The following is a 14,616-nucleotide window of genomic DNA, read 5'->3' as shown; positions in this document are numbered from 1 at the left end:
CTCGGCCCTGTCATCTTGGCTTCGCGACGGGCTGTTCCGCGCGCTGACCTGGAGACCCCCATGAATCGCCCCGGCTTTCATGGAGGCCGATTGGTTTAAGTCAAGCCGCCATCTTGGCGGTCTGACTGGCGAGTTGCCGGTAATAGTTTGCCTCAGCTTCTGCAGGCGGGATGTAGCCGATGGGTTCGAGCAGGCGATGGTGGTTGAACCAGGCCACCCACTCGAGCGTCGCGAACTCCACCGCCTCCTTGGTCTTCCACGGTGCTCGGCGATGGATCAACTCGGCCTTATAGAGGCCGTTGATCGTCTCGGCCAGGGCGTTGTCATAGGAGTCGCCTTTGCTTCCCACTGATGGCTCGATGCCAGCCTCTGCAAGCCGTTCGGTGTATCGGATGCTGACGTATTGCGACCCGCGATCGGAGTGACAAATCAAGCTGCCGTCGCGTTCGGGTTGACGGTCGTACAGCGCTTGCTCCAAAGCATCGAGCACGAAGTCCGTGCGCATCGAGTTGCTGACCCGCCAGCCCACGATGCGTCGGGCGAACACATCGATCACGAAGGCGACGTACAGCCAGCCCTGCCATGTCGACACGTACGTGAAATCCGAGACCCATAGCTGGTTCGGGCGCTGTGCTCGGAACTGCCGGTTGACACGATCCAGCGGGCATGGTGCTCTGGCATCGCTGATCGTGGTCTTCACCACCTTGCCGCGCATTACGCCTCTCAGCCCCAGGCGCCGCATCAGACGCTCGACTGTGCAGCGGGCCACAGCCGTGCCTTCGCGTGCCAGTTGCCTCCAGACCTTGTCGGCGCCATAGACCTGCATGTTGGCCTGCCAGACGCGCTGTATCGCCGGCATGAGGACATCGTCGCGGTGTGCTCTGGCGCAGCGCTTGTGCGGCTCACGCAGCAGCGCCGCGTGCCGCCGGTAGCCCGACGGGGCGACCTGCAAGACCTTGCAGATCGGCTCGACCCCGAAGGTGCCGCGATGCTTGTCGATGAAATCCCTCAGGACTTCAGCCGGCGGTCGAGCTCCGCCTGGGCGAAAAACGCGCTCGCCAGCTTCAGGATCTCGTTGGCTCGGCGCAGCTCCTTGACCTCGCGTTCGAGCTCCTTCATCCGCTGGGCCTCGCTGGTCGTCACGCCTTCTCGAACGCCGTTGTCGACCTCGTCGCGCTTGACCCATTCGTTCAGCGTCTGCGGCACACAGCCGATCTTCGGTGCGATCGACTCGACTGCCGCCCACAGCGACGGGTACTCCCCGCGGTGCTCCTGCACCATCCTCACCGCGCGCTCACGCACCTCGGGTGAAAACTTGTTCGACTTCTTCATGGCTCAATCCTCTCAGAGTGTTGAGCCTCCACAAAAGCCGGGGCGATTCACCCATGACCGACGACACGAAAAAGACCGGGCTGGACCGAAAGCTGATCGCCATGCATGAGCCTCACGAGGTGCGCTCGTGGATGGAATCGCTCGGGTGTACGGAGACCCAGTTGCGCGACGCCGTGAAGGCAATCGGCAATTCCGCCGAGGCCGTGCGCGAGTACTTGGCCGGGAAGCGCTGATGAGCCACATCCGCCGTATCTCCGTCCACGTCGACGAGCCCGATCCGGGGCACTTCTACTGGGTGCTCATGGAGGAAGGCGACGACGCGAGCCAGTGGGTCGAGCTGCAGTCCGCCGAGGAAGGCTTCGACATGTGGCTCGACGCCCTGCAGGCCGGCATGTGGGCGCTGGAGAAGCTCGCCGAGGACGAGCGGGTCGGTCCCGCACCACTGGCGACGATGAAGACGCCAGCCCAGTGGGCATTCCACTGAAGTAAGCTCGATCATCATGTGGAAGCCCGACAAACCCGTTGTCGAATTCGGCCAGACGCTGACCGATGAGGAGGCGTGGCGGCGAGAGTTCACCAACGAGTTCTACGAGCGCTGCGAGGGCATGATCGATAACGAGTGGCTGGCCGGCCTAGCGCATGCCCTCTACCCGCTCAACGAAGATCGACCACCCCGCGAGGCAGCTGCCGTCGCGTTCGTCACTCTGGACTACGAGCTTCCAGGGGCAGAACTTCAAGAGTCATGGATGCCGGCGCCAAAGCCGGCTCCGGGCCGGCATTGAACAGCTCGACCGGCGGCACTTTCAGCATCGCCCTCGCCTCTTCGACCGTGCATGTGAGCCAGCGGTCGAAGTCGTGCACCTCCAGCGGGATGACCGTGCGCTTGTCCTGCTGATCGGCAGGCAGCTTCGGATCGGGCTTATGCATGCGGCCCATTAGCGGATGCCCGTCCGCGTTCATGGTCAGCATGGTGTAGCTGTCCCACACCACGCCGGTTTCGAGGTCCTTCCAGGAATCCCACAGTCCGGCCAGACCCCAGGGCGCGCCATCCGCGCGGCGAAAGCGCCACCAGACGTTCTTTCCTGTTTCCCAGTTCGGCTCGTCGTAGCTGGCCGCAGGAATGATGCATCGCTTGCCGCGCAGCCAAGCGTTCTTGTACGTGGCCGACTTCTCCATGCCTTCGATACGAGCGTTGACGGTGCTCAGGCGCTTGCCCTTTTCCTCGCCCTTCTTCGGCTTGGTGGCGGGGATGTTCGAGGTCGACCAAGGCGGGATCATTCCCCACTGGCCTACCACCAGCTCGCGCTCGTACTCGACCTCATCCGCGCGCCGGATGAACGTCGCCATCGACAGTGGAAAAACGGTCAGCAGGTTCTTCCAAGCCTCCGGCCGCTGCTTCTTACGATCGATGCGCCAGAAGTCTTCAATCGCGCGGTCTTCGGGGGAGATGTAGCGCGTGCACATGGGCAGCCCCTTAATCCGTCTCCGCTTCTCGCATTCGATTCAACTCTGCGTTCCCGAGAGGCGTGATTCTCAGGATGATCGCGACTTGCTTGGCCGCGCCCTCAATGCCGGAAGGAGGCAATACCGCCTCGACAAATTGGGCAGCAACGAGGACCGCGACGCAGTGGATGTCGCTTTCGGATTTAACCGCAAGCGGGAAGGTGGCGCCTTCGATGCGCCGAAGAAAGTCCATGGGCATAAACGGTCGTCCTTAAGGCCGCAGACAGCTGGCGTGACACGCCGGGGGCTGGAATTTACCCGAACTATTTCAACTCGTTAATCGGCTTCAACCAGTCCACCGCAGCCTCGTCTGGGGGCATCGCTCGAAGCCGCTCATCGCGCCAGAGGTCGCGGGCGACGTCCTCCAGTTCGAGCGGGTCAACGGTGTGCCACTGCTGCTGCAGCCGGTGCGCGCAGGCGGCGATCCAGAGGTTGACTGGCATGCTGTCCATGGCTTGCATCCTACCAAAACAACTGTATATTCATCCAGCACTTTAAAGGAGTTGATATGCCAAAAAGGACCGTGAAGCCCGAGCCATCGTGGCAGTCGAAATTCGTTCGCGAGTGGCACACCTTGGCCAAGGGTGAAGCCGATGTTGAAGAACTCCACGAACGGGCCAGCGCGCTCGAACTGAAAAACAGACACCGAGATCCGGCAATGGTTGCTGCGGAGGATTTCGCCGAAGCCTGTCGTCCGAAGCGCGTGGTGATTCCGGACTGGACGCCGCCAGCGGCCATGAAGAAGAGTGCCGAACGCAGACCCTGAAGATGAAATCGCCGCGCTGGCACGTCAGGCGGGCGAACTTGCTGCGGGCGAGCCGCTCCGTTCGACGCTGCTGGCCTTCGCTGAACTGCTGGTCGCTCGTTGCGCACGCATTGGCGACCGCTACGGCGATTGGGACGAGAACGCTGGCGACCACATCCGAGCCGTGATGTACGGCATCCCCGATCTGCCCTCCAAGATACCTACCGATCGTGAATCGCCATGAGAGTGAAGATGCGCCGTCGATACCGAGGCGGCACCCGGCTGAGTACACGGGAGTTCGTCGATCAGGAGTGGGCCTGCGGCATGTTGAGGCTGCAGTTTGTCGAGGGCCGACCTCAACTCGGATTGTGGCAAGCATGCCCTGGCGATAAGGCACCGCCGCTGGGCATTCTCTGGCGCCCCGAGGTGGTCGCCTGCGCCTCCGACACCATCAGCTTCGCAGGGACCGAACAAAGCGCCGGGCGATGGTGCTACCAGGTCTGGTTCTGCGAAGTGCACAACCTGCCGCAGGCACTCTCTTTGCAAAGACTTCAGAACGCCGTGGACGCAAACCATGAACCAAACTGAACTTTTCTTTCCCCGGCCGGCGCCTGCTCCGCAGCCTGTTGCCACTCAGCAGCTCGAGCCGGACGACTCGCCATTGCGCTTTGAGGACGAGGAGCCCGTGTACCGCGCGCCCTACCGCGCGCGGCTGATGAACTATCCAGCGGTCGATGACGCCAGGGTCGCCGAGCAGCGCTTCCGGCGCGAGCTCGACCGGCAGCTCGGCACTGACGTGCTGCCAGCATTGCGCGCCTACCAGAACGCCAGCGAGTCAGGCGAGAGCGACCTCACGAAGGCCGAGATCGCGCTGGCTCTACGTTGGGCCAAGGCCTACGACGTGGCGCGCACCGCGGGCTTCCGCGATCTGGGCGACGTGCAAGAGGCCTACTTCGAAGTGCGGCCGGTTTAAAGGTAGGCCCTGTTCGTCCAAAAGGCGACGGCACTTGCTTTTGTCCATCACCGGGAAAGTCCCTTGGCCTCGCAGCAATTGAACTGTAAGAATATGTTCTAGCGAGCCGCGCTGACGGCACGTGAGAACAATGAGGAGAACATGCCGATTCCTGCGCTGGACCAGAACGGGCTCCTGCCCCCTGGAATACACGACTGCACCTTGGCAGAGATTCACCATGCTTTTTGCTGGAACCCGCATCGGCTGGGTCTATTCAACAAGCTTCAAGATTTCGTGAGCCAAGCTTGGCAGCCATTGGGCATTCAAGCAGATCTTTGGGTCGACGGAAGTTTCACGAGGAAGAAGGACCAGCCGGATGATATTGATGTGGTGGCAGATGTCTCTCACCTTGACATGGCGGCAGCGATGCCCGCTTTCCTACTCTGGATCAACGCGGCGGCCACAAAGGCGAACTACAAAGTAGATTTTTGGATTAAGCATCCCGCGTATGTCCATGATCTCACTCACTTTTTTCAGTACACAGGCCTTAAGGCTGGTGCGGAACTGAATCTTGACGCGAAGCTCCTAAAAGGCATACTGAGAATCACATGAGCCAGCACGACGACACGATCCAGCACACTCGCGTGTTCCTCGAAAACATGGTTGGTTTCGCCCTGAGTGCCCGTGATGCAGGCATGAACCTCACTGCGAATCAAGTGGTCGACTCCACCATCGGCAAGATCGTTGAGCTCGCAGAACAGCATTTTCCTCTCGCAAAGGTGCTTGATCAATCCGATCTGGTCCTTCACGCCGAGGGGCCCGGAGCCGCAAATGCAATGCCATGGCTGTCGGCTCTCAATTGGGTGACCAGCACGGCAGAATCGAACATTAGAAAGCTCGCTTCGGCGTTCTTCGACATGCGCGGCGCCAACGGAAGACTTCTCGCCAGAAACATTGATCCGCGGCTGACCGGTATCGCGCCTGGCAGCCTATGGGTGGGGATTCGCCTAGACGATGAAGACAACAACATTGTCGGAGTAGAGCAGGAACCGAACGCATCGACACTTTCGGATGAAATTCACCAACTTCCAGGTCTAATCCGTTATATCGATGATGAGGGCATGCGACTGGGCATAGAAGAAGTTTCACCCGACCCAGCTATGCGGGACATCAGTCTCGCGGCTCTTTTGGGGTTTGCGCCGACCGGTCGAAAAGGCATTCACACGCTGGAGATGGCAACACGAACACAGGGTATTGCGAGCCTTGGACAACGTGAACGAGTGGTGCTTCGAGAGGTTCTTGAGAAGCCGAGCATGAAGGAATCGCGTGTCGGGTCGTTCGTCGGCGAAATTCGCGAGGCTGATTTAGATAAGACACGAATCCACTTGAGGAGCGTGCCGGGTGTCGGTACTCTGCGTTGCGTAGTTCCCGAGTTGAGCGCAGAGAAGGCGCGCGCTTTACTGGGGCGCCATGTAAGAGCCTATGGCAATTACCAGATGGACAAGAACGGCAAACCCAGACTCCTGTTTGTTGAAAGGTTTGAAGAAGTCAGGGGAGCCGAACCAACTATCGAACTTGATCTTGATCTCCCTAGCAAAAAATAGCACCAGACCCGCCGCCCATGAGGCGGCTTTTTCATAGACCGCTTGCAAATTCGCCCGGTGCGCTTTGCCATCTCTTGAAGAACGTCTAATGCCCCTTCAATCCACTGAAATAGTCGTTGGCAACGTCGCATACTTCGACCACCAACTACTGATTGCGGATCAGTTCATCGACTGCGGTGACATGGAAATTGATCGCCCAGGGCCGTACGTATGCGTTCAGACGAAAGGCCTCAACAGTGTTTGGTGCGGAATCACCACGGCACATCGGCGAGAGCGCTTGTTCATCGAGGTCGGCTGGCGGGTCGACGGCTCGCCGGGCTGGCAACAAAAGTCCCAATTCTTGCATGATGGCCTGGCGACTTTCTTCGGTCCTAACTCTTCGTTCATTGCTTGCGCCGCCGCCGAGCGACCTTTCGCTCCTTACACGAGACCCAGAATCAGTGAGGCCGGCATCGCGGCAATTCTTGCGGAAATAGATGCCCAGGGCGGTCCGCTTCTGTAGCGTTGGCGGTGCCGTTATAGCGGTGCCAACAGGGCGCGGTCGTTCTCACGGTGCCGAACTGAAGCTGAACCGTGTGGCCTTCCCCCACAACAGCACGTCAGTAGCAAAGCGATGCGCTACGGCGCCTGCGCAGCGCGCCGGTACCATCAGGCGATGGCAAGACTCTATCTCTCGATGACCGAAGGGGTCATCAACCACTGGAAGGCGAACAACAACGCCTACCCGCAAAAGTTCATCCTCAACCCGGCCCAGCACGCGGCCTACGCTGAGTCCCGGCGTACAGGCATTGGTGGCCCGAAATCCGACGTCCATGAGCACATGGGCGTGCCGGTGGAGATCAGCGAGAACACCCCAGGTGTGATGATCGCCGCCGACGGGTCGGAGGTATCGCTCTCGTGACGCTCCGCGCGCTGTTGCTCGGCGCCCTGCTCGCGCTGCCACTTGCCGCCCAGGCCGGGCCCCGCACGTGTCTCGTCGTGGGTGTCAGCGATGGCGACACCATCACGGCGCGCTGCGGCCCCGCCGGCAGCTACGAACAAGTCAAGGTCCGCTTCAACGGCATCGACGCGCCCGAGAAGCGACAGCCGTTCGGCCAGCGCTCAAAGGAAGCGCTGTCCGACCTGGTCTACATGAAGGACGCCCAACTCGACTGCGGCAAGGTCGATCGCTACGGTCGCAGCGTATGCAAGGTGATGGTGAGCCCAACCTCGGCACCGAACGGAGCCAAGACACTCGATGCCGGCTTGGCCATGGTCACCGTCGGCATGGCTTGGTGGTACCGGGCCTATGCGAAGGAGCAGACGCCGCAGGAGCGCGGGCAGTACGAGTTCGCAGAGTTCGAGGCGAAGGCCAAGCACGTCGGCTTGTGGCACGATGCCGAGCCGGTGCCGCCGTGGGAATGGCGCAAGGAAGACGCCCGCGGCGAAGGCCACGCGCGAGCGCGTCGACTGAACGGCGTCTCTAATTAGCCACGGGCATTGATTCGCAAGGAACGCAACGCATTGCCTCAGAGTGCTGAGCAGGCTGATCGCTGCCAGACTTCGACGAGGTGCTCGAGCGCGAGGCAATCCGCGTCGCGCCAATGCCCGGCAAAGCCTACCAGTGGTGCTCTATCTTGGCGGTAAGACTGGGCGGCCACCGCTGGAAAGTCGTCAACCCCTGCGACAAGGGTCAAACCCGCGCTCTGTCGTAGGGCGAGCTACGCGGCTGCAAACGACTCAGCCCTGACCCGACCATCAAGCCGCGTTGCCTGCCTGAGCCTGCACAAAGCCGAACCGGCTGCGGATCATGTCGTTGATTTGACGGGTCGAATCAACGATGGAAAGGTGCCGACGTACTTCATCAATGCTCACGCGCTCAACCAGGCGCAGAAGTGCTGCGTTCACGAAGGCCGAAGGCACGGCGCTAACACCGTCGAACGATAAAACGACGTCCTCGCCTGCCTCGACCTTCGGCGCAATCATTTCAAAAATGATCTGCCCGTCGTCGTAGGTCGAGCAATGCTGCAAGTGGTCAAGAAGTCGTATCACCATTCAAACCTCTCTGGTTCAACATCGACAGCCAAGGCTTCAATCGCCGATGACTTCAAACGCAAAAGTACGAGAGTTCCTGGATAGTTGGATCGCTTGGAGCGCCCAGTCAGTTTTGTGGCTCCATCGGAGTGTGTCGCCGAAATATTACCGCTTCCCGACGAAATCCACACGCCCCCTCGATTGTGAAGGGCTAAGTACTTAATCAGTGTGGGCAAACCCGCACCACGATTGTGCACATTGGACTTCGTCGTGAAGCCCTCCTCGCAGGCAAGTTTTAGGGCGTCCGTATCGGTGATGTCCTGTATCACCTTACGAACATTCATGGGAATGCCATGCCCGAAATCTGAGATTGCCACTTCTACCATCTGACGCTCGGCGAAGTACTGTGCGTGAGCGCAGCCAACGCCCACGCCCGAGTGATCCGCAATGTTTTGCAAGATTTCCTGCACACAAACACTCACCGTCCCCAGAGCTTCAGACGTGGTTTCGAGCTGCTGCGCCATCCAAGGGATGAGGTCAAATCTCAGGAACTCTTGAGCTCGAATGTTCTCGACGAGACGAAGCGGCATGCTGGAAGTGCGGGGCGCAGCGTGGTGTCGGAGGGGGCTTGCATTGTCGTTGTATCGAGCGAAAAACCCGCAATCGTCCAGATAGCATATCGCGTCGGAGTCTCGGAAATACAGACCAGTCAGCGCTCCCCCAGCCCCGCAACGGCGTAAGTATTCGATGAGATTGCTCAGCACTACAACGCCCACGGGGTCAATGAACCGCAGCTTGGAAAAATCGATCTCGAAGCGTTTATGGCGGGCATCACCGTTGTGGTCAATGAAAGAATCCAAAAACGCATGCATGCTGAGCATGTTCAACGTCTTTGGTAAGACCATCTTGCAGGTTGAGGTGGCACAAATAGCGAGCATCGTGCGCAAAATGTAACGCACGCCATGGCAAGGGGCTGCTTCGCGCCCAGGACCTTCGAACCAACTGGATGCGGAGCCAGGAATGTGCGGTCGTTCTCGGCGAGCACCCAACGGCCTTCGGCGCCAGGTTTGGGCACATCGCTGCGGCCATCGGGGCCAAGTTCCGGCAAGATGGCGGCCTAACTACACCTTGGAGGGGTCATGGGCTCTTTGAGCATCTGGCACTGGATCATCATCATCTTCTGGGTCGGGTTGGTGCTGCCCCCAGGCTGGCGCATCGCGTCCAAGGCGGGCTATCACGGCGCGTGGTCGCTGCTTCTCCTAGTGCCCATCGTGAACCTGATCATCTTCTGGGTGTTCGCCTTTCTGCGGTGGCCGCGGGAACGCGCGGCATAGGGCTGCCTTTCACTGCCGCCTGACGGGGCGGCGCTGGCGAGGATTCCAGCAGCAAGCACAGAGACAATCCGCGCCCATGGTGCGAATGACCTTTCCTCCGCCTCTAGACTTTGTGCGGTTGCTTACGGACCTGCGACGTGCAGGCATGAACAGCATAGAGATCAGCAAGGCTTCTGGCGTGGCGCGCGGTTCTATCTGCGATTACGAAAGCCGTCGCTGCCACCCATCATTCGACCGAGGCGAGAAAATCATCGCTCTATGGTGTGCGCGCACCGGGCGCCCCCGCAGTGAAATGCCGCGCCTCACCACCCCTACTCTGTCGGCCGCGAAGGGCGTTTGTGTCGAAGCCGGCCAGGAGGATCAATTCGCATCGCCCGAGTCACCCGATGCCGCGCGCGACTTGTTCGCGATTACGCTGGCTTGGGGCGCTCGCTCAGCCGCCCCGTGACTCCCACTCCATCACTTCAGCCAGCAGCCACTTCCCATCCTTGCTGGGAGTAGGCACGTCGCCGCGGCGAACGCGCGATGTGAGCGTATTGCTGGTCACGCCCAAGCGGTTGCACATCTCCGCGCGCGTGAGGCGGGCACCGGTCAGGCGCGCGAGTGAGGCCAGAGCCGATGTCATGGCATCGAGGCGTCGCAGAACCTCAGGCTGCGCGCAACTCGGTTGCTCAGTAAGAACGGCAGAGATTGCCTGACTTGAGTTGAACCGCACCGACTGGATGAATGCAGACCCGTATCGGGGGGGTTCGAACCGCACGTCAAGCGTACTCAACCGTCCCGCTGTGACGACAGTTAAAAGGGCTTGGAACTCCGGCGCGTTCAAGGTCACGACGCACTCAATCAGCGGCCGGCATCGCAGGACATTCCCCACCCAGCATCTACGATCGATTTCCGAGACTCGATCAATGTCACCGATCACGAGCAGCTCAAACGACGTAACGCCAGACAGGTCTTCCAAGAACTCGCCGCACAGCTCCAGGTAGAGCGTGCTCGATTTCGCTCTGCTATCAAGGGAGGCGGCCCCGACATCCACATCCCACGCCGACACGAGACCGGACCGCGCGATGAGTGGGGTTCGCAGCCGGACCTTTGGCACCGGGTCTGACGGCATCACGCGTCGCTTGACCATTACGCCGACCCTCCAGGGACTGCAGCAGCATCCATTCGCCCAGCATACCCGCACGGCATCGCCACCGGCTATGCTCTATCTATAGGAAACGCAGGCGCGCGCGCAAGGCTCACATGGATCTGAAAGCATGGTTTGACTCACTCACCCATAGCAAGATCTTGAAGATGGGAGGGAATCCGGAGTCGCAGGTGCTGGACTGCAAGAGGATCGGCGACGAAGGAGACATGAAGAAAAACCTTGCTGTCGTTCTTTCTGGTTTCGCGAACGGACAAGGCGGGGTCTGCCTTTGGGGCGTCACTGCAAAGAAAAACAGCCAGGGTATCGATTGCATCGACGCATTTCCTGGCGTCGATGATGCCCGCAGAGTCGCAAGCCGGTTTGACGAGTTAACGCCACAAGCCGTTTCGCCTGGTACTGCAGGTGTTGTCCATCGCGCGATCGTGCCGCGAAGTGAAAGCCGCGGCTTTGTCGCGACGTTTGTTCCTGCAAGCGACGGCGGCCCTCACATGGCTCGCTTCGGCGAGGACCGCTACTACCAGCGCATTGGCTTGAGCTTCTCGCGGATGGAGCCGTTTCAGATTGCAGACATGTTTGGACGTCGAGCTCGGCCAAGTCTCAAGGTGAGCCTCAAGCAGTGGAATCCATTCGAATATCGAGTCCAGATAGAAAACGTCGGACGGGGGCCTGCACGTGGACTTTTCATCCAAGTCACAGCGCCTGCCCCCTTCCATCGAAATTTGATGGGCATCGATGGCAATCGAAATGAGGTCATTCCGTACGCAGGCAATCACTCAGCAGGCACGTGGCTACATGCTGGTGATGCTGGGATGCTGCTCCATCCCACCATGTCAGTCATGATCGGCGGCGTTTGGCTAGCTTACGACGTCTCTCAGTACATCGCGGCGAGATCAATCCCTGCAATACTTGAAGTCGGCTACAAGGTCGGAGCGCTTGATGTAGCGCCGCAAGAAGGTACGCTTCGCGCGGATCTTCGCCCCCATCTCCCATCAGGCTACATCTGTGTATTGTCGTAGGGCCTTAGTCAATCCTGCGATGACTGCCGCGAGCCGCTTTTCGTCGAACTGCACGCCGCGCCCGCTCGGCTTCCAAAGTCCGCTCCCGGCTTCGACGAACCAGACGCGGATGTCGACGACCTCGCGCCCCTCGTACTGATCGCGCGTCACCCGGATCTCGGCGTTGCGCGATTTCTGAATGCGGGCGATGACTTCAGACACGCTTGCCCCCGGGGTACTTCGGTTTCGGCAGCTTTTTGAGCTTGCCTGCGCTGTAAAGCATCTTATCCAGGCCCTCGACCATGCGGATCGAGCTCTGGGCGGCGCGGAGGTGCGCCCCGCGTCCCTGCCCCTCGCGTGACTGCTCGACCGCCTTGGCGATGCGAGGCGTGCCGGCCATGACCTCGAGTTCGTTCTCCATGGCCTTGCGGATCTTGAGCATCTTCTGGATTTGGTACGGCGTCATGTCACCGCCCCACCGCCGTTGCGAGATTCGGCGCGCGATCTGGCACCGCCTGCCGCGAGTCCCACCATTCCGTCGTCCCGAACTCTCGCTGCGCCCTGCTTTTCACGCGCGCAAGGTAGCCGGGCGAGACCATCTCCTGCAATTGGTTGAAGATCAGGTGGTTCGTCGCCGCCTTGAGATACCAGAGGTTCGCGCCGGGGGTCATGCCCTTCGCGAACTTCAGCAGTTCGGCGCCGGCGTGCGTGTCCTTGCCCTGGCCCAGTTGCACCAGGTTGCCCTGCGTGAGCCCGAAGGCTTCCTCGACTGCGCCGACCACTGGCCCGAGTGCCGACGCGATCGGGCCGCCGCCGTGCTGGTTCTGCTCACTGAAAAGGAAGTCGCCATAGATTCCCAGCGATCCGCCCTTCAGGAAGGCGCGCACCCAGTTGCGAGCACCGGCCTTGCCCTCGAACGGGTTCATGTTCACAGGGTCGCGCCCCTTCAGCAGTTCATCGATCTGCAGCGCCAGCATGCCCATCACCGTGGTCGACACCATCAGCGCGCCGATGTACCCCGCCTTGCTGCGTGCGTCCGGCCCAGACATACCGCGTTCCCAGTGCCGCATGAGCATGGCGATCGGCATAGTCTTGAACAAGAACACCGACCGGGTGAGCTCGCCTTTCCACGTGCCGCGCTGCAGGTTCGAGTAGAGCGCCGCGCGCTCCCGGCTGCCCGGCTCGACGACGGCCATGTTTTGCTCCTCGAGCACCACACCGAGTAGCCGCGTGGCTGCATCGCGGCGCAACTGCTGGGGATTCGCGTCCAGGTTGCCGATACCGACCAGGGCTTCGTCGGGAATGCGGTAGATCGCCTCGGGCGTGAGCATCGTCCCATTGCCGCCGCCCCAATCCTCCAGCTCGGCGCGCTTCCAAACCTGCCAGTCGGCATCGGTGATGCCCTTCGACAGCAGGATGCGGTGATCCATGGGATCGAGCTTGCTGGGCGCTTCGGCGTCGCGGGTGAGGTGCCCCAGGCTCGACATCATCGTCACGCCGAAGGCGCGCCGGCGGGCTTCCGTGATCGCGTTCAAGCCGGAGGCGCGCATGGTGAAGGTGGCCATCTTCGTCGCCAGGGTGTTGCGCATGTTCTCGTCGCCGAAACGGTTCAGCGAGCCGATCATGGTCTGCAGCGCAAGGCCCGCGCGCTGCGCCATGCGCTTCTCCATCTGGTTCGCCGGGTTCAGCGCGGCCAGCTCGTTGCGGAACACCTGCATCCCGTCGATGTTGTTGACGCGCGCCGTGAGTTGCATCGTGGCCTCGTCCGGCAGCGACGAGATGAAAGCCGAACCCAGCCGCGATGCGACAAGCCACTTTCGCAGCGAGTCGAACCCTTGCGCCAGCCATTCGCTTGCGACCGGTAGCGTCTTGCCGCTCACGTAGTTGTAGAGGTTGTCCAGGCCCACCAACTGCTTCGCGATCTTGCCGTGCTTCGTCGGGTCCGCAACCGTCATCTCGCGCTGCGCCAGGTCCCGGAAGTATTTGAATGCGTGGTCGGGGTTCGGGCCGAACGTCTCGACCATTGCGATGCTGTCGGCAAGGCCGCGCACGTGGCCGGTGAGCACGTCGTACAGGCCACGCTCGCCGAAGTCCTTCTGGTAGGCCAGGTAGTCGTCCGCGCTCCGGTAGTGGATCTCGCGGGCAGCCGCATGCAGGTTCGCGCGCATCGTCTCCCCACCGCCTGCGCCTGGCTCGAGCGTGTTCACGCCGCCCGTGGCGAGGGTCTGGTACGACTCGCGGAGGAACGCGAGCACCTGGCTGTCGTTCATCCGTGAGCCATCCTCGTTGCGGTAGCGGTCGCGGTTCAGGAGGGGAAAGGTTTTCTCGACCCACACCGCCTCGCCCGCCGCAGCGATCTTGTTCTGCGAGTGGTGGTGCGGTAGGCCCCAATCCTCGCGGGGGCGGATCTTGCCGCCGGCGTCGTTGAAGCGCCCGAGCAACTCGTCGGCCACCTTCTTGAACTCGGCCGCGCCCTCCTTCGCCTCGCGCACGCCTGAGTCCTCGCCGAACATTTCGCGCACCAGCGCGCGCACACCCTCGGGGCTTTCGAACAAGCCAAAGAATTTCGGATTGGTCGCCTCCAACGTTCCCAGCATCTGGCGGAACGCATCCGCCTCGATGGCTTCGGCCTTCGACTCGACCGACAAGGTGCTGCCTTTCGCGTCGCCGTGGAAGGCCAGGAGACGGCGCAGGCCGGCAATCTTGTCGCCCGGGAAGCCTGCCAGCGCTTGCTCGACCTGCGCGTGCTTCAGCACGGCCAGTGCGTCCCGGCGGGCCTTGAGCTCCTGCTCGCCGAGGAAGCTTTCCCGCGCGCGGCGCGCAGCCTCGAAGAATCGCTGCTCGCCGGTGAGCCGCAACCCATCCGGGCCATTTCCCAGGCGGCGCAGCTCGCGGCCGATGCGGTCTTCGATGCCTTTGAGCTCGGCGTCACTCATCGGTCGGCCGACTGCCTCGATCACGGCGTCAATACATGCTGGTTTCATGGTG

The 14,616-nt window shown here is 61.2% G+C and carries 24 protein-coding genes and 1 other annotated feature; of the genes, 14 read left to right on the top strand and 10 right to left on the bottom strand.

The features are described 5' to 3' along the window. Positions 1-100: 100 nt before the first annotated feature. Positions 101-1,332 (bottom strand): IS3 family transposase gene (locus VARPA_RS13860; protein ID WP_416367497.1). Its coding sequence is split into 2 segments (ribosomal slippage): positions 101-1,041 and positions 1,041-1,332, totalling 1,233 coding nucleotides; the frame shifts between segments, so codons are not numbered across the junction. Next, positions 938-1,054, bottom strand: a sequence feature (AL1L pseudoknot). Its footprint overlaps the gene before it by 117 nt. A 53-nt stretch (positions 1,333-1,385) precedes the next feature. On the opposite strand from VARPA_RS13860, the gene VARPA_RS13850 reads away from it, so the two are divergent. Both VARPA_RS13850 and VARPA_RS13845 read left to right on the top strand, forming a co-directional pair. Beyond that, entirely contained in the window at positions 1,386-1,565 is a 180-nt protein-coding gene (locus VARPA_RS13850) for a DUF3606 domain-containing protein (RefSeq protein WP_013541195.1), read from the top strand. After that, positions 1,565-1,816: a hypothetical protein gene (locus tag VARPA_RS13845; RefSeq protein WP_013541194.1), complete on the top strand. Its 252-nt coding sequence runs from the start codon at positions 1,565-1,567 to the stop codon at positions 1,814-1,816. The genes VARPA_RS13850 and VARPA_RS13845 overlap by 1 nt, the downstream gene beginning before the upstream one ends. Positions 1,817-2,031: 215 nt before the next feature. On the opposite strand, the gene VARPA_RS13840 is transcribed toward VARPA_RS13845, so the two are convergent. The 3 genes from VARPA_RS13840 to VARPA_RS13830 all read right to left on the bottom strand — a co-directional run bounded on the left by VARPA_RS13840 (position 2,032) and on the right by VARPA_RS13830 (position 3,287). Then, positions 2,032-2,796: an SOS response-associated peptidase gene (locus VARPA_RS13840; RefSeq protein ID WP_013541192.1), complete on the bottom strand. Its 765-nt coding sequence runs from the start codon at positions 2,794-2,796 to the stop codon at positions 2,032-2,034. 10 nt (positions 2,797-2,806) lie between these two features. Further along, positions 2,807-3,034, bottom strand: coding sequence for a hypothetical protein (locus VARPA_RS13835; RefSeq protein WP_013541191.1), 228 nt, complete (start codon positions 3,032-3,034; stop codon positions 2,807-2,809). Positions 3,035-3,098: 64 nt separating this feature from the next. Continuing rightward, positions 3,099-3,287 (bottom strand): hypothetical protein, encoded by a 189-nt coding sequence (locus VARPA_RS13830; protein WP_013541190.1) that lies wholly within the window; start codon positions 3,285-3,287, stop codon positions 3,099-3,101. Positions 3,288-3,343: 56 nt separating this feature from the next. On the opposite strand from VARPA_RS13830, the gene VARPA_RS31065 reads away from it, so the two are divergent. The 9 genes from VARPA_RS31065 to VARPA_RS13790 all read left to right on the top strand — a co-directional run bounded on the left by VARPA_RS31065 (position 3,344) and on the right by VARPA_RS13790 (position 7,606). Beyond that, complete coding sequence (locus VARPA_RS31065; protein ID WP_013541189.1) at positions 3,344-3,601, top strand: hypothetical protein; 258 nt, start codon at positions 3,344-3,346, stop codon at positions 3,599-3,601. Beyond that, on the top strand, positions 3,582-3,824 hold the full coding sequence (locus tag VARPA_RS13825; protein ID WP_041942897.1) for a hypothetical protein: 243 nt from the start codon (positions 3,582-3,584) through the stop codon (positions 3,822-3,824). Before VARPA_RS31065 ends, VARPA_RS13825 begins: the two co-directional genes overlap by 20 nt. 8 nt (positions 3,825-3,832) lie before the next feature. Continuing rightward, positions 3,833-4,168: a hypothetical protein gene (locus tag VARPA_RS13820; RefSeq protein ID WP_234975009.1), complete on the top strand. Its 336-nt coding sequence runs from the start codon at positions 3,833-3,835 to the stop codon at positions 4,166-4,168. Continuing rightward, entirely contained in the window at positions 4,155-4,553 is a 399-nt protein-coding gene (locus VARPA_RS30600) for a hypothetical protein (protein WP_013541187.1), read from the top strand. Before VARPA_RS13820 ends, VARPA_RS30600 begins: the two co-directional genes overlap by 14 nt. Positions 4,554-4,694: 141 nt before the next feature. Continuing rightward, complete coding sequence (locus VARPA_RS13810) at positions 4,695-5,144, top strand: DUF6932 family protein (RefSeq protein ID WP_041942895.1); 450 nt, start codon at positions 4,695-4,697, stop codon at positions 5,142-5,144. Then, positions 5,141-6,136: a hypothetical protein gene (locus VARPA_RS13805; protein ID WP_013541185.1), complete on the top strand. Its 996-nt coding sequence runs from the start codon at positions 5,141-5,143 to the stop codon at positions 6,134-6,136. Before VARPA_RS13810 ends, VARPA_RS13805 begins: the two co-directional genes overlap by 4 nt. A gap of 88 nt (positions 6,137-6,224) precedes the next feature. Next, the gene (locus VARPA_RS13800; RefSeq protein ID WP_041942894.1) at positions 6,225-6,638 is read left to right on the top strand and encodes a hypothetical protein; all 414 of its coding nucleotides are present in this window, start codon (positions 6,225-6,227) and stop codon (positions 6,636-6,638) included. Between the two features lie 111 nt (positions 6,639-6,749). Beyond that, positions 6,750-7,037 (top strand): hypothetical protein, encoded by a 288-nt coding sequence (locus tag VARPA_RS13795; protein WP_013541184.1) that lies wholly within the window; start codon positions 6,750-6,752, stop codon positions 7,035-7,037. After that, positions 7,034-7,606, top strand: coding sequence for a thermonuclease family protein (locus tag VARPA_RS13790; RefSeq protein ID WP_013541183.1), 573 nt, complete (start codon positions 7,034-7,036; stop codon positions 7,604-7,606). Before VARPA_RS13795 ends, VARPA_RS13790 begins: the two co-directional genes overlap by 4 nt. A 267-nt stretch (positions 7,607-7,873) precedes the next feature. On the opposite strand, the gene VARPA_RS13785 is transcribed toward VARPA_RS13790, so the two are convergent. Both VARPA_RS13785 and VARPA_RS13780 read right to left on the bottom strand, forming a co-directional pair. After that, positions 7,874-8,170 carry an STAS-like domain-containing protein gene (locus tag VARPA_RS13785; RefSeq protein WP_013541182.1) on the bottom strand — a complete coding sequence of 99 codons (297 nt, stop codon included), beginning with the start codon at positions 8,168-8,170 and terminating at the stop codon, positions 7,874-7,876. Further along, positions 8,164-9,108, bottom strand: coding sequence for a histidine kinase (locus VARPA_RS13780; protein WP_167330540.1), 945 nt, complete (start codon positions 9,106-9,108; stop codon positions 8,164-8,166). Before VARPA_RS13780 ends, VARPA_RS13785 begins: the two co-directional genes overlap by 7 nt. Positions 9,109-9,288: 180 nt before the next feature. Here VARPA_RS13780 and VARPA_RS13775 point away from each other — a divergent pair, with 180 nt between their 5' ends. Together VARPA_RS13775 and VARPA_RS31060 are read left to right on the top strand one after the other, a co-directional pair. Next, positions 9,289-9,483, top strand: a complete 195-nt coding sequence (locus VARPA_RS13775) for a hypothetical protein (RefSeq protein ID WP_013541180.1) — start codon at positions 9,289-9,291, stop codon at positions 9,481-9,483. A 145-nt stretch (positions 9,484-9,628) separates the two neighbouring features. Next, a complete protein-coding gene (locus VARPA_RS31060; RefSeq protein ID WP_144298980.1) occupies positions 9,629-9,931 on the top strand; it encodes a hypothetical protein in 303 nt (100 codons plus the stop codon). Here the strand turns inward: VARPA_RS31060 and VARPA_RS13770 are convergent. Next, positions 9,917-10,615 (bottom strand): helix-turn-helix transcriptional regulator, encoded by a 699-nt coding sequence (locus tag VARPA_RS13770; protein WP_013541179.1) that lies wholly within the window; start codon positions 10,613-10,615, stop codon positions 9,917-9,919. The two genes, VARPA_RS31060 and VARPA_RS13770, sit on opposite strands and share 15 nt — an antisense overlap. Positions 10,616-10,728: 113 nt before the next feature. Between VARPA_RS13770 and VARPA_RS31055 the strand changes: the two genes are divergently transcribed. Next, positions 10,729-11,649, top strand: a complete 921-nt coding sequence (locus tag VARPA_RS31055; RefSeq protein ID WP_013541178.1) for a helix-turn-helix domain-containing protein — start codon at positions 10,729-10,731, stop codon at positions 11,647-11,649. Here VARPA_RS31055 and VARPA_RS13765 read toward each other — a convergent pair. From VARPA_RS13765 to VARPA_RS13755, 3 genes are read right to left on the bottom strand one after another with little or no spacing between them, the layout of a single operon-like run. Then, a complete protein-coding gene (locus tag VARPA_RS13765) occupies positions 11,623-11,850 on the bottom strand; it encodes a PC4/YdbC family ssDNA-binding protein (protein ID WP_013541177.1) in 228 nt (75 codons plus the stop codon). The genes VARPA_RS31055 and VARPA_RS13765 overlap by 27 nt on opposite strands. Then, complete coding sequence (locus VARPA_RS13760) at positions 11,843-12,070, bottom strand: hypothetical protein (protein WP_144298979.1); 228 nt, start codon at positions 12,068-12,070, stop codon at positions 11,843-11,845. The genes VARPA_RS13765 and VARPA_RS13760 overlap by 8 nt, the downstream gene beginning before the upstream one ends. A 25-nt stretch (positions 12,071-12,095) precedes the next feature. Next, on the bottom strand, positions 12,096-14,612 hold the full coding sequence (locus tag VARPA_RS13755; RefSeq protein WP_013541175.1) for a hypothetical protein: 2,517 nt from the start codon (positions 14,610-14,612) through the stop codon (positions 12,096-12,098). Positions 14,613-14,616: the final 4 nt, after the last annotated feature.

Source organism: Variovorax paradoxus EPS (assembly GCF_000184745.1).
Classification (GTDB): Bacteria; Pseudomonadota; Gammaproteobacteria; order Burkholderiales; family Burkholderiaceae_C; genus Variovorax; species Variovorax paradoxus_C.
This window is presented reverse-complemented; position numbering and strand designations above follow the sequence as displayed.